Source organism: Streptomyces sp. NPDC056144, from assembly GCF_042264145.1.
Classification (GTDB): Bacteria; Actinomycetota; Actinomycetes; order Streptomycetales; family Streptomycetaceae; genus Streptomyces.
In genome coordinates, this window is the sequence record NZ_JBHJVF010000004.1 from 38,270 (window position 1) to 55,532 (window position 17,263).

Annotated in this window: 13 protein-coding genes; 12 read left to right on the forward strand and 1 reads right to left on the reverse strand. The window is 74.4% G+C overall.

Going from position 1 to position 17,263, the window contains the following annotated elements:
* Positions 1–19: 19 nt before the first annotated feature.
* From ACFC0Z_RS14270 to ACFC0Z_RS14285, 4 genes are read left to right on the forward strand one after another with little or no spacing between them, the layout of a single operon-like run.
* On the forward strand, positions 20–6,943 hold the full coding sequence (locus tag ACFC0Z_RS14270) for an amino acid adenylation domain-containing protein (RefSeq protein ID WP_376436786.1): 6,924 nt from the start codon (positions 20–22) through the stop codon (positions 6,941–6,943).
* The gene (locus ACFC0Z_RS14275; RefSeq protein ID WP_376436787.1) at positions 6,940–8,094 is read left to right on the forward strand and encodes an acyl-CoA dehydrogenase family protein; all 1,155 of its coding nucleotides are present in this window, start codon (positions 6,940–6,942) and stop codon (positions 8,092–8,094) included. The genes ACFC0Z_RS14270 and ACFC0Z_RS14275 overlap by 4 nt, the downstream gene beginning before the upstream one ends.
* A 44-nt stretch (positions 8,095–8,138) precedes the next feature.
* Positions 8,139–8,996, forward strand: coding sequence for an AzlC family ABC transporter permease (locus tag ACFC0Z_RS14280; RefSeq protein WP_376436790.1), 858 nt, complete (start codon positions 8,139–8,141; stop codon positions 8,994–8,996).
* A complete protein-coding gene (locus ACFC0Z_RS14285; RefSeq protein ID WP_376436793.1) occupies positions 8,993–9,301 on the forward strand; it encodes an AzlD domain-containing protein in 309 nt (102 codons plus the stop codon). Before ACFC0Z_RS14280 ends, ACFC0Z_RS14285 begins: the two co-directional genes overlap by 4 nt.
* A gap of 54 nt (positions 9,302–9,355) precedes the next feature.
* On the opposite strand, the gene ACFC0Z_RS14290 is transcribed toward ACFC0Z_RS14285, so the two are convergent.
* A complete protein-coding gene (locus tag ACFC0Z_RS14290; protein WP_376436796.1) occupies positions 9,356–10,282 on the reverse strand; it encodes a hypothetical protein in 927 nt (308 codons plus the stop codon).
* A 79-nt stretch (positions 10,283–10,361) separates the two neighbouring features.
* On the opposite strand from ACFC0Z_RS14290, the gene ACFC0Z_RS14295 reads away from it, so the two are divergent.
* The 8 genes from ACFC0Z_RS14295 to recX all read left to right on the forward strand — a co-directional run bounded on the left by ACFC0Z_RS14295 (position 10,362) and on the right by recX (position 17,260).
* The gene (locus tag ACFC0Z_RS14295) at positions 10,362–10,556 is read left to right on the forward strand and encodes a DUF3046 domain-containing protein (RefSeq protein ID WP_376436799.1); all 195 of its coding nucleotides are present in this window, start codon (positions 10,362–10,364) and stop codon (positions 10,554–10,556) included.
* A gap of 313 nt (positions 10,557–10,869) precedes the next feature.
* Entirely contained in the window at positions 10,870–11,988 is a 1,119-nt protein-coding gene (locus ACFC0Z_RS14300; protein WP_376437963.1) for an AI-2E family transporter, read from the forward strand.
* 82 nt (positions 11,989–12,070) lie between these two features.
* Positions 12,071–12,739, forward strand: coding sequence for a VanZ family protein (locus ACFC0Z_RS14305; protein WP_376436801.1), 669 nt, complete (start codon positions 12,071–12,073; stop codon positions 12,737–12,739).
* Between the two features lie 9 nt (positions 12,740–12,748).
* Positions 12,749–13,429, forward strand: a complete 681-nt coding sequence (locus ACFC0Z_RS14310) for a response regulator transcription factor (protein ID WP_376436804.1) — start codon at positions 12,749–12,751, stop codon at positions 13,427–13,429.
* Positions 13,422–14,513 (forward strand): sensor histidine kinase, encoded by a 1,092-nt coding sequence (locus ACFC0Z_RS14315; RefSeq protein ID WP_376436807.1) that lies wholly within the window; start codon positions 13,422–13,424, stop codon positions 14,511–14,513. The genes ACFC0Z_RS14310 and ACFC0Z_RS14315 overlap by 8 nt, the downstream gene beginning before the upstream one ends.
* A gap of 33 nt (positions 14,514–14,546) precedes the next feature.
* Entirely contained in the window at positions 14,547–15,341 is a 795-nt protein-coding gene (locus ACFC0Z_RS14320; protein ID WP_376436810.1) for an SGNH/GDSL hydrolase family protein, read from the forward strand.
* A 208-nt stretch (positions 15,342–15,549) separates the two neighbouring features.
* On the forward strand, positions 15,550–16,689 hold the full coding sequence (recA, locus tag ACFC0Z_RS14325) for a recombinase RecA (RefSeq protein WP_376436813.1): 1,140 nt from the start codon (positions 15,550–15,552) through the stop codon (positions 16,687–16,689).
* A 4-nt stretch (positions 16,690–16,693) separates the two neighbouring features.
* On the forward strand, positions 16,694–17,260 hold the full coding sequence (recX, locus tag ACFC0Z_RS14330) for a recombination regulator RecX (protein ID WP_376436816.1): 567 nt from the start codon (positions 16,694–16,696) through the stop codon (positions 17,258–17,260).
* Positions 17,261–17,263: the final 3 nt, after the last annotated feature.

Below are 17,263 nucleotides of genomic sequence, written 5' to 3' on the forward strand. Positions count from 1 at the left end.
CGCGAAGGACCGATTCGTCATGGCATCGGAAACGGACGAGAGACTTCTCGACTACCTCAAGCGCCTCACCCTCGACCTGCACCGCACACGGGAGCGGCTGCGCGAGGCGGAGGAGGCGGGCGGTGGCGGCCGGGAGCCGATCGCGATCGTCGGCATGGCGTGCCGCTACCCGGGCGGGATCGACTCGCCCGCCGCCCTGTGGCGGCTGCTCGCCGAGGGCGGCGAGACCGTCGGCCCGTTCCCCCGGGACCGGGGCTGGGACGAGGGTCTGTACGCCCCCGAGGGCGGCGGCCGCAGCCTGAGCGGCTCGGGCGGGTTCCTGCGGGACGCGGCGGACTTCGACGCGGGCTTCTTCGGCATCAGCCCGCGCGAGGCCCTGGCCATGGACCCGCAGCAGCGGCTGCTCCTGGAGACGGCCTGGGAGGTGTTCGAGGACGCGGGGATCGATCCGGACGCGGTACGCGACACCGAGACCGGCGTCTTCACGGGACTGTCCTGCCAGGACTACGGGCAGGGCGGCGGCGAGGTGCCGGAGGAGGCGGAGGGCTTCCTGACGACGGGGTCGGTGGGCAGCGTCGCCTCCGGCCGTATCTCGTACACCCTCGGCCTGCGCGGCCCGGCCCTCACCGTGGACACGGCCTGCTCGTCCTCGCTCGTCGCGCTGCACCTCGCCGTCCAGTCGCTGCGCCGGGGCGAGTGCGCGCTGGCGCTCGCGGGCGGGGCGACCGTCATGTCGACCCCCCGGCTGTTCACCGAGTTCACCCGCATGGGCGGCCTGTCGCCCGACGGCAGGTCCCGCCCCTTCTCGGCCGGGGCCTCGGGCAGCGGCCTGTCCGAGGGCGTGGGCATGCTCCTGGTGGAACGGCTGTCGGACGCCCGGCGGCTCGGCCATCCGGTCCTGGCCGTGATCCGCGGCAGCGCCGTCAACCAGGACGGAGCCGGCCACGGCCTCACCGCGCCCAACGGGGCCGCGCAACAGCGCGTCGTGAGGCGGGCGCTGGAGGACGCGGGCCTGGAGCCCGGGGACATCCAGGTGGTGGAGGCGGGCAGCACGGGCACGGAGCTCGGCGACCCGATCGAGGCACGGGCGCTGCTGGCCGTGTACGGCTCCGGTCGCGAGCGGGCGCTGCGGCTCGGCTCGGTGAAGTCGAACATCGGCCACACCCAGGCGGCCGGCGGCGTCGCCGGCGTCATCAAGACGGTCCTCTCGATGCGGTACGGCCGCCTCCCGGCCACCCTCCACGTGACGGAACCCACCCCGCACGTCGACTGGTCGGCGGGCATCGAGCCGGTGGCCCAGGACTCCCCCTGGCCCCCCACGCGGGGCCCACGCCGAGCGGCGGTCAGCTCCCAGGGCATCAGCGGCACGAACGCCCACCTCATCCTTGAGGAACCTCCGGCGGTCCCCGCCGAGCTCCCGGCGGTCGTGGAGGCGGGCCGACCGCACCTGTTGACCCTGTCGGCGAAGACCCCGGCGGCGCTCGCCGAACTCGCGGCGCGGTACGTCGATGTGCTCGGCGACGGCGACGGCGACGGTGACGGTGACGGTGACGGTGACGGCAGCCCGGGTGCCGATGCCGACGGCGGCACGTTCGCGGCGATCTGCCGGAGCACGAGCCTCGGGCGGGCACACTTCGCGCACCGCATCGCGGCCGTGGCCTCCTCGCGGGCCGAACTGCGGGGGCTCCTCGCCCGGACGCGCCCGGACGAGGAGCCGCCGGCCGGTGTCCGCACCGGGACGAGGCCGCCGAAGGCGGACCGGGGGCCGGTCTTCCTCGTCATGGGATTCCCGGCGGAGGCGGGGTACGCCGACGCGCTCGACGGACTGGCCGTCACGGAGCCCGTCGTCCGCGACGCCCTGGCGCGGTGCGCGGCGGTCGGCGCAGACCGGGGGGCGCCGTTCGCCGTCGCGTACGCCCTCGCCGCACTCTGGCGCTCGTGGGGCGTCGAGCCCGCCGCCGTACTCGGCCACGGCGTCGGCGCACCGGTGGCCGCGTGCCTCCAGGGGCGGATGAGCCTGGAGGAGGCCTGGCGGGCCGTGGTCACGGCCCCGCCCCTGAGCCCCGCCGCCGACACCGCCGCTTCGGAGCGGTTCGCCGCCGACGTTGCCGCGCTCCTGCGCGAGGGCCCGCGCGGCTTCGTGGAGCTGGGGCCCGCCTCGCCGCTCCTCGACGGGCTCCGCGCGACCGCTCCCACCGGCCCCGCCGTCTTCCTCTCGTCCCTCCGTGCCGGGGAGGAACCCCGCCGCACCCTCCTCGACAGCCTCGGCGCTCTCTACGCCCGGGGCGCCCGGATCGACTGGGTACGGGTCCACGGAGACCCCGGCGGCGCACCCGTGCCCCTCCCGGGGTACCCCTTCCAGCGTGAGCGGTACTGGCTCCCGACAGGCGCCTCCCGCACCGAACGCGTACACCCCGAAGCCGAGCCCGTTCCCGCTCCCGGTCCCGAGCCCGTTCCCGTGCGGGAATCGGTCCCCGAGGTCGTCGGGCGCGCGCGGGGCGCCGCCGTCACCGGTGACGAACTGCACCTGCCCCTCCGGAACATCGGCGTCGACTCGCTGATCGCCATGGACATCCGGCAGGCCCTCGTCCGCGGCCTCGGCGTCGACATCCCGTTGCGCGACCTCCTCGACGGCCGGAGCGTCGACGACCTCACCCGCGCCGTCCAGGCGGTCCAGCCCGCCGACGCGCCCGTCACAACCTTCACGCCCGCCACACCCTCCACGCCCGCCACTCCCGACCCCGCCGCCCGACACGAGCCGTTCCCCCTCACCGCCCTCCAACAGGCCTACCTGGTCGGCAGAACCGACGCCTTCGAGCTCGGCGGCGTCCCCACCTCCTTCCTCGTCGAGGTCGACCTCGACGACACCGACACCGACCGGCTCTCCGCCGCGCTCCGCCATCTGATTGACCGTCACGACATGCTTCGCGCCGTCGTCTCCCCGGACGGCCGGCAGCGGGTGCTGCCCGAGGTCCCCGCGTACCGGATCGCCACGGTCGACCTGCGCGACCACGACGAGGACGAGCGGACCCGGCGGCTTGCCGGGATCCACGAGGAGATGCGCGACCAGGTCTTCGACACCGCGGTCTGGCCGCTGTTCGACGTCCGGGCGACCCTCCTCGACGCGCGCACCACCCGGCTGCACCTCTCCTTCGACGCGCTGATCATCGACGGCCGGAGCTCCGGAATCCTCTTCCGCGAGTGGGCGGAGACGTACCGCTCGGGCACACCCGCCGCGCCCGCCCCGGCCCTCACCTACCGGGACTACGTCCTGGCCGCGGCCGACGCCGACACCGCGCGCCGCGACGAGTCCCTCGCCTACTGGCGTGGCCGCCTCGACTCGCTGCCGCCCGCCCCCGCGCTGCCGCTCCGCCCCGGCCCCGCACCCCGGCGCCCGGCCTTCACCCACCGCACGGCCCGCGTCGACGCCGCCGCCTGGCAGCGGTTCAAGGACCACGCCACCGCGGCGGGCGTCTCCTCCTCGGCGGCCCTGTGTGCCGCGTACGCGCAGGTCATCGCCGCGTGGAGCGCCGTACCCCGCTTCACGCTGAACGTCCTGGCGTTCCAGCGGCGGCCCCTGCACGAGGACGCCGGCCGGATCGTCGGAAACCTCAGCGCGACCACCCTCCTGGAGGTGGACGCCGTGCCGGCCGAGGCCTTCGCCTCCGGCGCGCGAAGACTCCAGGACCAGCTCCTCGACGACCTCGAACACGGGTACGTCACCGGCGTCGAGGTACTGCGCGAGCTCAACCGCACCCGGGGAGGCACCGGACTCGCGAGCATGCCGGTGGTCTTCACCAGCACGCTCGGCTTCTCGGGGCGGAGCGACACCGGACCCGGCGCGCTCACCGCCCTCACCGGTCTCGGCACCGCCGGCCGGACCGTGTCGAGTTCCGTGCGGACGCCCCAGGTGTGGCTCGACCACCAGGCCCTGGAGGAGGACGGGGAACTGGTCCTCAACTGGGACGTGGTGGAGGAGATGTTCCCCGCCGGCGTCGTCGACGGCATGTGGGCCGCGTACCGGGAGCTGGTGCGGGACCTGTGCGGCGCGGCGGCCTGGCGGCGCCCGCCGTCCGTGCCGGCTCCGGCCGCCGACCTGGAGGTCCGGCGAGCCGCCAACGCCACCGACGGACCGCTCCCCGCCGGGCTGCTCCACGACGGGTTTCTGCGGCAGGCCGAGGCCAGGCCGGACACGCCCGCCGTCATCACGCCCTCCTGGACCCTCACCTACGGCGAACTGCACCGCCGCTCCGACCTCCTCGCCCGCCGCCTGAACGGTCACGGCGCGGGCCCGGGCACGCTCGTCGGCATCGTCATGGACAAGGGCTGGGAACAGGTCGTCGCGGCCCTCGGCATCCTCAAGGCGGGCGCCGCCTACGTACCGCTCGACGCGGCCATGCCCGGCCGCCGGCTCCGGTCGATCATGGAGACGGCCGGCATACGGCTGGTCCTGACCCGCGCGCCGGACGCCGACGGCCCGGACCACGGTCCCACCCCCGTCCTCCCGAACGGCACCGTCGCGCTGCGCGTCGACGGCGGAGCGGACACCCCCGTACGGGAACCGGAGCCCCCGCTGCGCAGGAACGGCCCCCCGCGCCCCGCCCGCCCCGACGACCTCGCGTACGTCATCTTCACCTCGGGCTCCACCGGCACCCCCAAGGGCGTGATGATCGAGCACGCCGCGGCGCTCAACACGGTCCAGGACGTCAACGACCGGTACGGCGTCACCGCGGACGACCGGGTCCTCGGCCTGTCCGCGCTCCACTTCGACCTCTCCGTCTACGACCTGTTCGGCCCGCTCGCGGCCGGCGGCGCCCTCGTCCTGCCCGACCCGTCGGACACCCGGGAGCCGGCCGCCTGGCTGGACCTCGTGAACCGGCACGGGGTGACGATCTGGAACAGCGTCCCCGCCCTGATGGACATGTTCGTCGAGCACGTCCGCGCCCTCGGCGGCCCGCCGTCGCTGCGCCTGGTGATGCTGAGCGGCGACTGGATCCCGGTCACCCTCCCCGGCGCCATCGCCTCGGCGCTGCCGCACGCGCGGACCTGGAGCCTGGGCGGCGCCACCGAAGCGGCGATCTGGTCCATCCAGCACCCGATCACGCGCGTGGACCCGGAGTGGACGAGCGTCCCGTACGGAACACCCTTACGGAACCAGCGGTTCCACGTCCTCGACGAGGCACTGCGCTCCCGCCCGGCCCTCGTCCCCGGCGACCTGTACATCTCCGGCGCCGGCCTGGCCCGCGGCTACCTCGGCGACGAGGAGAAGACCCGTACGGCCTTCCCGCGCCACCCCGTCACGGGCGAACGGCTCTACCGGACCGGCGACCTCGGCCGCTACCTGCCGGACGGGACCGTCGAGTTCCTGGGCCGGGTGGACACCCAGGTGAAGATCCGCGGCCACCGCATCGAACTCGGCGAGGTGGAGGCGGCGCTGCTGCGCCTCCCGGAGGTCCGCGCCGCGGCCGTGACCGCCGAGGGCGCGCCCGGCGGCCCGCGGCGCCTCGTCGCGTACGCCGTCGCGCCCGGCGGCACCGAGGACGCCCTCCGCGAGGCGCTCCGCGAGGAGCTGCCCGGCGCCATGGTGCCCGCGCGCGTCGTCCTCCTCGACCGGCTCCCGCTCACCGGGAACGGCAAGGTGGACCGGGGCCGTCTCCCGTCGCCCGGCGAGCCGCCGCGGCGCCCGGCCCGGGCGACCGCGCCGCGCGACGCGACCGAACGGCTCCTCGCCGGCATCTGGGCGGACTTCTTCCCCCCGACCGGCGGCCCCGCGGCCACCGCCCCGGCCCCGGCAACAGCTACGGCCGCAGCCGCCGTCGACGTCACCGCGGACTTCTTCGAGCTGGGCGGCGACTCCCTCCTCGCGGTACGGCTCATGGCCCGCGTCCGGCAGCACACCGGCAGGTCGCTCCCCGTGGCCACCCTGCTCGCCCGCCCGACCGTCGCGGCCCTCGCCGAGGTGCTGCGCGAGCGCCCGGACGACGACGACACCGGCCGGACCACGAGCCTCGTCACCATCCGGGAGGGCGGAACACGGCCGCCGCTCGTCTTCGTCCACCCCGTCGGCGGCGACGTGCTCTGTTACGCCGCGCTCGGCGCCCTCCTCGACGACGACCAGCCGTTCCACGCCCTCCAGTACCCCGACGCCGACGCCGACGCCGACGCCGACGCCGACGCCGACGCCGACGCCGACGCCGACGCCGACCCCGACCCCGATCCCGACGCCGACTCCGGCCCCACCCTCGCCCACCCCACCGTCGCCGGCCTCGCCGCGCACTACGCCGACGTGCTCACCGCCCGCTTCCCGGAAGGCCCGTTCCGGCTCGGCGGCTGGTCCATGGGCGGCGTGATCGCCCTGGAGACCGCCCGGCTGCTCACCGAGCGGGGCAGGACGGTCGAACTCGTCGCCGCCGTCGACCTGCTCGAACCCCCGGGCCGCACGGAACCGCCCTCCGAAGCGGAGCTCCTCGCGCGCTTCGCCCGCGACCTGGCCGGGCTCGCCGGCAGCGACTGGGCACCCGACCCGGCCGACCTCGGACCCCGCGACGGCGGGTCCCCGACCGGCGAACTCCTCGTCAGGGCCCGGGCCGCCGGCGTCCTGCCCGAGGACGTCGACGCCCCCACCCTGGAACGCCTCGCGGGCCGCTTCCTGCGGCTCGCCCGCGCGCTCGCCGCGCACGAGCCCACCCCGTACGGGGGCAGGGTCCGGGTCCTGCGCGCCATGGACGGCGCCACCGCCGGGACCACCCGCCAGTGGCTGACGCTGCTCGGCGAGGGCGCCGAGAGCCGCGACGTGCCCGGCGACCACTACAGCGTCATGAGCCGGCCGAACGTCCAGGCCCTGGCGGCCGAACTCGGCAAGGCCCTGGAAGACCTCGCACAGCCGCACACCGATCGCGACCGGACCGGTGGTGGAGACATCCGAACGGGGAGCACCGCATGACCATCGTGGAACGCCACCTCCGCTCCCTGTCGGCACCGACGGCCGCGCCGCCCCCGGCCACCGCCGCGCGGATCCTGGACGCGGTACGGGCGTACGCCGCGGATCTCCCGGCCCGCGCGACCGAGATCGAGCGCCTGGGCCGGCTCCCCGACGACGTCGTCGACGGCCTGCGGGCCACGGGGCTGCTGCGCGCGGCACTCCCGCTCCACCGGGGCGGCGTGGCGATGACGGTCCCGGAGATCACGCGGGCGGTGGAGCTGCTGGCGCGGGGGGACGGTTCGGTCGCCTGGTGCGCGGCCGTCGCGCTGAACGGGGCGCTGGCCTCCGTCGCCCTCCCCGACGAGGTGTTCGGCGAGCTGTTCCCGGACCCCGGCATGATCACCGCCACCGTCCTGCCGCCGACCGGGCGGGCGGTCCGGCGGGGGCGCGGCGGCTACCTCCTGTCGGGCCGGTGGGCCCAGGCCAGCGGGATCACCCACGCCGACCGGCTGCTGGCCGGTTTCCGGACGGCGGACGGCACGGCCAGGGTCGCCGTCCTCGACACCGCGCGCCTGCGGGTGGCCGACACCTGGCACACCACCGGCCTGCGCGGCACGGGCTCGCACGACGTCGAGGCCACCGACCTCCTCGTACCCGAGCACCACACCTTCACGCTCCCGCCGCCCGGCGAGCGAGGGGAACCGCCCCACCTGCGCGCCGACGGCCTGGCGCACAAGATGGCGGGTGTCCCCCTGGGCATCGGCACGGCCGCGCTGGAGAGCGCCCGCGAGCTCCTCTCCGCCCGGCGCTCCGCACTGCCGTGGCCGGGGGTCCCGGCCGACCTCGCGCGGGCCGAGTCCCTGATCGGCGCGGCGGAGGCGTACGTGTACGCCACGCTCGCGAAGGCGTGGGAGGCGCGGACCGCCGGCGAGGAACCCGAACGGGGCACGGCCGCGCTGGCCCGCCGGTTCGCCCACCGGGCGTGCCGGGAGGCGGTGCAGCTGCTGTACGACGCCGTGGGATCGGCCGCCGTCTACAGCGAGCGCACGCCGCTCGACCGCTGCCTGCGCGACCTGATCACGGCCGGACGGCACGTCGCCTCCGCCGAGAAGATCCTCGACGGCGTGGGCGACCTCCGCCTCGGCGGCGCCCCCGCCTCCCCGCATCTCTGACACCGTTCGGACACCCGACGCCCGCTTCCGGAACCTGCCGTACCGTGCCTGACGTGGCAGAACAGACAGCACCCCCGCCCCCGCCCCCGCACATACCGGCCGACGCCCCCGACGACGCCCAGGCCGTGGTCACGGCCGCGAACACGGCCGGGCCCACCGCCGCGCCCGCGCGGTCCGAAGCCGTCGCGACGTCCGAAGCCGTCGCGACGTCCGACGCGGCCGTCGTCCGTGACGCGCTCGGCGTCGGCGTCGCCGTCGGGCTCTCCGGTTTCGCCTTCGGCGTCACCTCGGCGGGCTCCGGCCTGACCCTCCTCCAGACCTGCGCGCTCAGCCTGCTCGTCTTCACCGGCGCCTCGCAGTTCGCCCTCGTCGGCGCCCTCGCCGCCGGCGGCAACCCCTTCACGGCCGCCGCCGGGGCCTTCTTCCTGGGCACCCGCAACGCCTTCTACGGCCTGCGGCTCTCCCAGCTCCTCGCCCTCCCGAAGGCCGTCAGGCCGCTCGCCGCGCACTGGGTCATCGACGAGACCACCGCCGTCGCGCTCGCCCAGCCGTCCCGGCGGGCCGCCCGTCTCGGCTTCACCCTCACCGGGCTCTCGCTGTACGTCCTCTGGAACCTGACCACCTTCCTCGGCGCGCTCGGCGCCGAGGCGATCGGCTCCACCGAGGCCTGGGGGCTCGACGCGGCCGGACCCGCCGTCTTCCTCGCCCTCCTCGCCCCGATGCTGAAGTCGGCGACCGAACGGGCCACCGCGGGCATCGCCGTCCTCCTCGGCCTCGGGCTGCTGCCCGTGCTGCCCGCCGGCGTGCCCGTGCTCGCCGCCGCCCTCGCCGCGCCCGCCGTGCTCTGGTTCCAGGGCCGCCGCATGGGCCCGACGGCCGGACGGGAGGCGGGCTCCCGATGAACGTGTGGATCGCCATCGGCCTGACCGCCGCCGGGTGCTATCTGGTCAAGCTCCTCGGCCTGCTCGTGCCCGCCGGGGCGCTGGAACGGCCCCTCGTGCAGCGGCTCGCGGCCCTGCTCCCCGTCGCACTGCTCGCCGCGCTCACCGCGCAGCAGACGTTCAGCACGGGCGGCGCCCTCGCCCTGGACGCCCGTGCCGCCGGGCTCGCCGCCGCGGCGGTCGCCCTGATCCTGCGGGCCCCGTTCCTCGTCGTGGTGGGTGCCGCGGTCGTCGTGACGGCGGGGGTACGGGCCCTGGGCTGGTGAGACGGGGCGGTACGGGTACCGGGGCGGGGCCCCGTTCCCGTACCGCCGCCGACGTCAGTCGACCGCGCGGCCGTGCGCCCGGAGCGTGCGCAGGGCCTCGATCGTGACGATCGGACGCCACTCCAGGGCCGACCCGGGCGCCCAGGCCCGCCACCGGACCGGCCAGCCGCCGTCCTCCTCCTGCTCGGCCGCGAGTCCGTCGAGCGAGCGGGCCATCTCCTCCTCGGTGAACCACCGGGCCGCCAAAGAGTGCGGCACGCGCGCGTAGTCGTGCGGGAAGTGGTGCTCGCCGGGCGCGTACCCGTCAGCGACCGGGTACTCCTCCGGCCGGTCCGGGTCCAGGAGGGCGAGCCGCCGCTCGCGCACCAGCCGCCCCAGCCGGTCGGCCGCCGCCTCCGCGCGCGGGCGGTCCGGAACCCCGTCGAGGAAGGCGACGGCGGCCTGGATCTCGTACGGGTGGGACTTCTCCAGCGACTCGACCGCGGCCCAGCAGAACTCGGTGGCCCGGAAGAGCCAGGCGTGCCAGACCTGGTTCCGGTGGAGGAGGCCGACCACCGGGCCGGTCGCGAGGAGCTCGCCCGGCGGGGAGTCGACGACCGGGACGAACGGCGCCGAGGGGTAGCCCCGCTGGGACGGGTGGACCGTCGGCAGCGCCCCCTCGTGGGTCGAGACGGCGGTGAGGTAGCGGCAGATCCGCTCGACGCGCATCCCGCCGCACCGGCCGATCGAGTCCAGGACCCGCAGCGCGTGCGCGGTGGGGAGGGGCTGGCTGACGGGCCCGCGCAGATCGGGTTCGAGCCCGTGGCCGTAGCCGCCGTCCTCGTTCCCGTACGCGGCGAGGGCGGTCTCGACCTGGTCCGCCCCACCGCGCAGGAAGTGGTAGGCGAACCGGTGCTGTTCGAGGACGCGGGCCGTCAGCCAGACGAAGCGCTCTGCGCGGGCCAGGGGGGTCGACGGCGAGGGGAGGGGTTTTTCGGCCATGCTCCGACCGTAGGGCGGAAAATCGCGGTGACAAGGTCTGAGGCGAGGGCTGCACTCTTGGGAGCGGGATACTGGTGTCATGCGGTTGACGATTTTCTGGGAGCGGATGGCGGACCACTTCGGCGGGTCCTACGCCGAGTCCTTCGCGCGTGACCACGTGATGGCCGAGCTCGGCGGGCGCACCGTGCGCGAGGCGCTGGACGCCGGCTGGGAGGCGAAGGACGTGTGGCGGGCCGTGTGCGCGGCCATGGACGTACCGGCCGACAAGCGGTGAACGACCGGTTGACGATGGGGTGACAAGCGGGGATGTGCGGGGTCCCGGGTGGAATGTCCGTGCGGTGAGCGAGACTGGCGGGGTGGACCCGACTGACGACACCGCCGACACCGGCACCGACACCGACACCGCCGACCCCGACACCACGACGAAGACGCCCGCGACCGGCCGGACGGACCCGCCAGGACCGTCGGGGCCGCCCGGACCGTCCGGTCCGTCAGGTCCCTCCGGTCCCTTCGACCCCTCCGGTCCCCCCGGCCCTTCCGGTCCGACGGGACCGGCCCACCCGGCCCCGGCCGGACCGCCCGCGCGCATGCCGCGCTGGCTGCCGCGCGCGCTCGTCCTGGCCCTCGCGCTCTACTCCTGCTTCCTGCTGGGCAGCTGGGCCTTCCACCAGCTCGTCGGACTCCTCGTCAACATCCTGCTCGCGTTCTTCCTCGCCCTCGCCATCGAGCCGGCGGTCGGGCGCATGGCGGCGCGCGGGATGCGCCGGGGTCTCGCCACCTTCCTCGTCTTCTTCGGCGCCCTGATCGTCAGCGTCGGCTTCGTCGCCCTCCTCGGCTCGATGCTCGCCGGGCAGATCGTGGACCTGGTCGAGAACTTCCCCAAGTACCTCGACTCACTGATCAAGTGGATCAACGAGAGCTTCCACACCGACCTGTCCAGAGTCGAGGTCCAGGACAGCGTCCTCAGCTCCGACTGGCTGCAGAAGTACGTGCAGAACAGCGCGGCGGGCGTGCTCGACGTCTCCGCCACGGTCCTGGGCGGCCTCTTCCGGCTCCTCACGATCTTCCTGTTCTCGTTCTACTTCGCCGCCGACGGGCCCCGGTTGAGGCGGGCGCTCTGCTCCGTCCTCCCGCCCGCCCGGCAGACCGAGGTCCTGCGCGCCTGGGAGATCGCGGTCGACAAGACCGGCGGCTATCTCTACTCGCGCGGCCTCATGGCACTGATCTCGGGCATCGCGCACTTCATCCTCTTCGAGATCCTGGGTGTGCCGTACGCGCCGGCGCTCGCCGTCTGGGTCGGTCTCGTCTCGCAGTTCATCCCGACCATCGGCACCTACCTCGCCGGTGCCCTGCCGATGCTGATCGCCTTCACCGTCAACCCCTGGTACGCGCTGTGGGTGCTCGGTTTCGTCGTGGTCTACCAGCAGTTCGAGAACTACGTGCTCCAGCCGAAGCTGACGTCCAAGACCGTGGACATCCACCCGGCGGTGGCCTTCGGCTCGGTGATCGCGGGGACGGCGCTGCTCGGGGCCGTCGGCGCGCTGATCGCGATCCCGGCCGTCGCGACCCTGCAGGCCTTCCTCGGGGCGTACGTGAAGCGGTACGCGGTGACGGACGACCCGCGCGTCCACGGCCACCGCCGGTACGGCGAGGCGGTCGTGGCCCGGCTGCAGAAGGCCCTGCACCACAAGAAGGACGCCACCTGAGCCCTGCCGTTGGTCCGGTGTATCGCGGGCGTATCGAAAACCGCATACGCCCCGGCAACGGCCCGTCGGGTGCGATGACGGCATGAACACCACCGCACCCCGGTCGCCTTCGCTCCGCCTCACGCGCGCGAGGGCGCTCGCCGGCCTCCTGGTCCTCGGCCTGGCGGGCGCGCTGTACGTCGTACGGCGGCCGCTCATGATGTCCGCGCCGCGGTGCGCGGCGGGACAGTGGCACGGGTGCCTCGACACGTTCAACGGCGTGGTCCTGATGACCCTGGTGGGGCTGCCGCCGGCCCTGGGCGTGGCCTGGGTCCTGGCCCGGCGCCGTCGCCCCTCGCCCTGGCGGACGTCGCTGGCCGAGGTGGGCATGGTCTACGGGACGGTGCCGTTCCTCTGGCTGACGATGATGCCGGGCGCCGGCGCGGGCGTCGTCCCCGGCCGGGTGAGCCTGGTGCCGCTGCGGGACCTGGTCACCATGGGGCCGCTCGGCATCGTCGGCAACCTGCTCGTCCTCGCGTCGCTGGGCTTCTTCGCCCCGATCCGGTTCGCCGCCGTGGCGTCCGTACCGCGCCTGCTGGCACTCGGCGCGGGCTGCTCCCTCCTCGTCGAGGTCGCCCAGTACGCGCTGCGCCTGGACCGGGTGTCCTCCGTGGACGACGTCCTGGTCAACACCGCCGGAGCCGTACTGGCCGGACTCGCCTCGCGCCGCTGGTGGCGCACGGCCCCGACCGCCGTCGGCCACCAGTCCTAGGCTTCGGACATGCGCGTACTCATCGTGGAGGACGAGCCGTACCTCGCGGAGGCGGTCAGGGACGGGCTGCGGCTCGAAGCCATCGCCGCCGACATCGCGGGCGACGGCGACTCCGCCCTGGAACTGCTCGGCGTCCACGCCTACGACATCGCGGTCCTCGACCGCGACATCCCCGGGCCCTCGGGCGACGAGGTCGCCCGGCGCATCGTCGCCTCCGGCAGCGGCATCCCGATCCTCATGCTCACCGCGGCCGACCGGATCGACGACAAGGCCTCCGGCTTCGCCCTGGGCGCCGACGACTACCTCACCAAGCCGTTCGAGCTGCGGGAACTGGTCCTGCGCCTGCGGGCCCTCGACCGCAGGCGCGCGTACGCGCGTCCGCCGGTCCGCGAGATCGCGGGACTGCGGCTCGACCCCTTCCGCCGCGAGGTCTTCCGCGACGGCCGCTACGTCGCCCTGACCCGTAAACAGTTCGCCGTCCTGGAGGTCCTCGTCGCCGCCGAGGGCGGGGTCGTCAGCGCCGAGGAGCTGCTCGCCCGGGCCTGGGACGAGAACGCGGACCCGTTCACCAACGCCGTACGGATCACGGTCTCGGCGCTGCGCAAACGGCTCGGTGAGCCGTGGGCCATCGCCACGGTCCCGGGCGTCGGCTACCGGATCGACACCGAATCGGGCGGCACGCGTGCGTAGACGCCCGGGACTCAGCGCCCGGCTGAAACTCACCCTCAGCTACGCCGGGTTCCTGGCCCTCGCCGGAGCGCTTCTCCTCGCCGTCGTGTGGGGATTCCTGCTGCGGTACGTCCCCGACACCTCGCAGGGCCTCCTCGGCGTCTCGCCCAACCGCTACCTCCTGGTGCGGACCTTCGCCCCCGCGGCGGCGCTGGCGATGGCCTTCCTGCTCGTCTTCGGTCTCGTCGGCGGCTGGTTCCTCGCCGGGCGGATGCTCGCGCCGCTCGCCCGGATCACCGCCGCGGCCCGGACCGCCGGCGAGGGGTCGCTGTCGCACCGGATCGCCATGGGCGGGCGGCAGGACGAGTTCCGCGAACTCTCCGACGCCTTCGACTCGATGCTCGACCGACTCGAATCGCACGTCGCCGAGGAACGGCGGTTCGCCGCGAACGCCTCCCACGAACTGCGGACGCCGCTGGCCGTCTCGCAGGCGCTGATCGACGTCGCCCGCAGGGATCCCGCCGCGGACCGGGACGATCTGCTCGGGCGGCTCCAGACCGTCAACACGCGCGCGATCGGCCTCACCGAGGCCCTGCTGCTGCTCAGCCGCAGCGACCGGGGGACGTTCACCCGCGAGGAGGTCGACCTCTCCCTCGTCGCCGAGGAGGCCGCCGAGGACCTCCTGCCGCTCGCCGAGCAGCGCGGGATCACGCTCGACGTCACCGGTGGCGCGGCGCGGACCAGCGGCTCGTACGAGCTGCTGCTGCGGATGGTCGTGAACCTCGTCCAGAACGCCGTCGTGCACAACCTCCCGGCGGGCGGTGCGGTGACGGTTCACACCGGGGAGCGCGGCGGCGCGAGCGTCCTCCGGGTCGAGAACACCGGCCCGCCCGTCCCGCCGGAACTGCTCCCGACCCTCACCGAGCCCTTCCGGCGCGGAACGGACCGCGTGCGCACCGACGAGCACGCCGGGGTCGGGCTGGGGCTGGCGATCGCGCACAGCGTCGTCCGCGCGCACGAGGGGTCGCTCGATCTCGTCGCCGGGGACGCCGGCGGTCTGGTCGCCACCGTCCGGCTTCCCGGGTTGTACAGTCAAAAAAGTTAATAGGTCGAGGGGTCGTCGATGGGGGTGGGGTCCGTGTCGGACGGTGGCGGCGGTGCGTATCGGCGGTACGTCGCGCTGGGGGACAGCCAGACCGAAGGGGTCGGGGACGGGGACGACGTCGTCGGCCTCCGCGGCTGGGCGGACCGGCTCGCCGAGCTCCTCGCAGGCGTGGACCCGGAGGTGACGTACGCCAACCTCGCCGTACGGGGGAGGCTCGCCGGCCAGGTGCGCGCGGAGCAGCTTGCTCCGGCTCTCGCGCTGCGGCCCGACCTCGCCACGGTCGTCGCCGGGGTCAACGATCTGATGCGGCCCGGCTTCGACGCCGACGCGACGGCGGGGCACCTGGAGGCGATGTTCGCGGCGCTCGCCGGTCAGGGAGCGCGCGTGGCGACGCTCACGTTCCCCGACGTCAGCCGGCTGATCCCGCTGGCCAGGCCGCTCGGATCACGTGTCGAGGATCTCAACCGGCGCATCCGGGAGGCGGCGCGGCCGCACGGGGTGACCGTCGTGGAGACCTCGGGCCACCCGGTCGTCACCGATCCCCGGCTGTGGAGCGCCGACCGGCTGCACGCCGGTCCGCTGGGGCACGCGCGGATCGCCGCCGCGGTCGCCCAGGCGCTGGAGCTGCCCGGCAGCGACGACGCCTGGACCCGCCCGCTGCCCCCGCCGTCCCGCCCGGCCCCGACGGGGCTGCGCGCGGTCGGCGCCGAGCTGCGCTGGGCCGGGATCTTCCTCGGCCCCTGGCTGGGACGGCGCCTGCGGGGACGCTCCTCGGGGGACGGGCGTCGGGCCAAGCGCCCGGAGCTGCTGCCGGTGGCGGCGGTCTGACCGGGTTTGCCGGGGGGCGCGTGGCGCGCTTGACACTAAAATCGAACATCCATTCTGATGGAGGTCCGGCCCTGGGAAAACAGGGGTTCGCCGGCGGTTCGCCGACGAGTTGTCCACAGGTCGGAGGGGACGTCGGGGCCCATTGTCAGTGGCAGGGGTTAGCGTCTTTCACATGAAGCGATCGACTCAAGCAAACCGGGTGGAACCCATGGCAGGAACCGACCGCGAGAAGGCGCTCGACGCCGCGCTCGCACAGATTGAACGCCAATTCGGCAAGGGCGCCGTGATGCGCATGGGTGACCGTACCCAGGAGCCGATCGAGGTGATCTCCACCGGATCGACCGCGCTCGACATCGCGCTCGGCGTCGGCGGCCTGCCGCGCGGCCGTGTCGTGGAGATCTACGGACCGGAGTCCTCCGGTAAGACGACCCTGACCCTGCACGCCGTGGCCAACGCGCAGAAGGCCGGCGGCCAGGTCGCCTTCGTCGACGCCGAGCACGCCCTCGACCCCGAGTACGCCAAGAAGCTCGGCGTCGACATCGACAACCTCATCCTGTCCCAGCCGGACAACGGTGAGCAGGCTCTTGAGATCGTCGACATGCTGGTCCGCTCCGGCGCCCTCGACCTGATCGTCATCGACTCCGTCGCCGCGCTCGTCCCGCGTGCGGAGATCGAGGGCGAGATGGGCGACTCGCACGTCGGCCTCCAGGCCCGGCTGATGAGCCAGGCGCTCCGGAAGATCACCAGCGCGCTCAACCAGTCCAAGACCACCGCGATCTTCATCAACCAGCTCCGCGAGAAGATCGGCGTGATGTTCGGCTCGCCGGAGACCACGACCGGTGGCCGCGCCCTCAAGTTCTACGCGTCGGTGCGTCTCGACATCCGCCGCATCGAGACCCTCAAGGACGGCACGGAGGCGGTCGGCAACCGCACCCGCGTGAAGGTCGTCAAGAACAAGGTCGCGCCCCCGTTCAAGCAGGCCGAGTTCGACATCCTCTACGGCCAGGGCATCAGCCGCGAGGGCGGCCTGATCGACATGGGCGTGGAGCACGGCTTCGTGCGCAAGGCCGGCGCCTGGTACACGTACGAGGGCGACCAGCTCGGCCAGGGCAAGGAGAACGCCCGCAACTTCCTGAAGGACAACCCCGACCTCGCCGACGAGATCGAGAAGAAGATCAAGGAGAAGCTCGGCGTGGGCGTCCGGCCGCAGACCGGAGCGGCCGAGGCCGGCGCGGACGCGGCGGCCGGTGCCGCCGACGCGGCCGGAGCGGACGACGCGTCCAAGACCGTCCCGGCACCCGCGACCAAGACCGCGAAGGCGACCAAGGCCACCGCGGCCAAGAGCTGAACCGGTGACCGGTCGCACCGAATGGCCGGGTGACGGCCCCGACTCGTCGAGGGCCGAGAAGGAGCCGTCACCCCAGGATCCGGCCGAGCGGGCGCGCGCGATCTGTCTGCGCCTGCTCACCGGAAGCCCCCGCACGCGCAAGCAGCTGGCCGATGCCCTGCGCAAGCGGGAGATCCCCGACGACGTGGCGGAGGAGGTCCTCTCCCGCTTCGAGGACGTCGGTCTCATCGACGACGCCGCGTTCGCGGGGGCCTGGGTGGAGTCCCGCCACCACGGGCGAGGCCTCGCCCGCCGGGCCCTCGCCAGGGAGCTGCGCACCAAGGGAGTCGAGCCCGCCCTCGTCCAGGAGGCGGTGGACCAGCTCGACTCCGAGCAGGAGGAGGCCACGGCCCGCGACCTCGTCGCCCGCAAGCTGCGCGCCACGCGCGGTCTCGAACGGGACAAGCGGCTGCGGCGGCTCGCCGGGATGCTCGCCCGCAAGGGCTATCCCGAGGGCATGGCCCTCCGCGTCGTCCGCCAGGCGCTGGAGGCCGAGGGCGAGGAAACGGACGGGCTCGACGAGCCCTTCTGACAG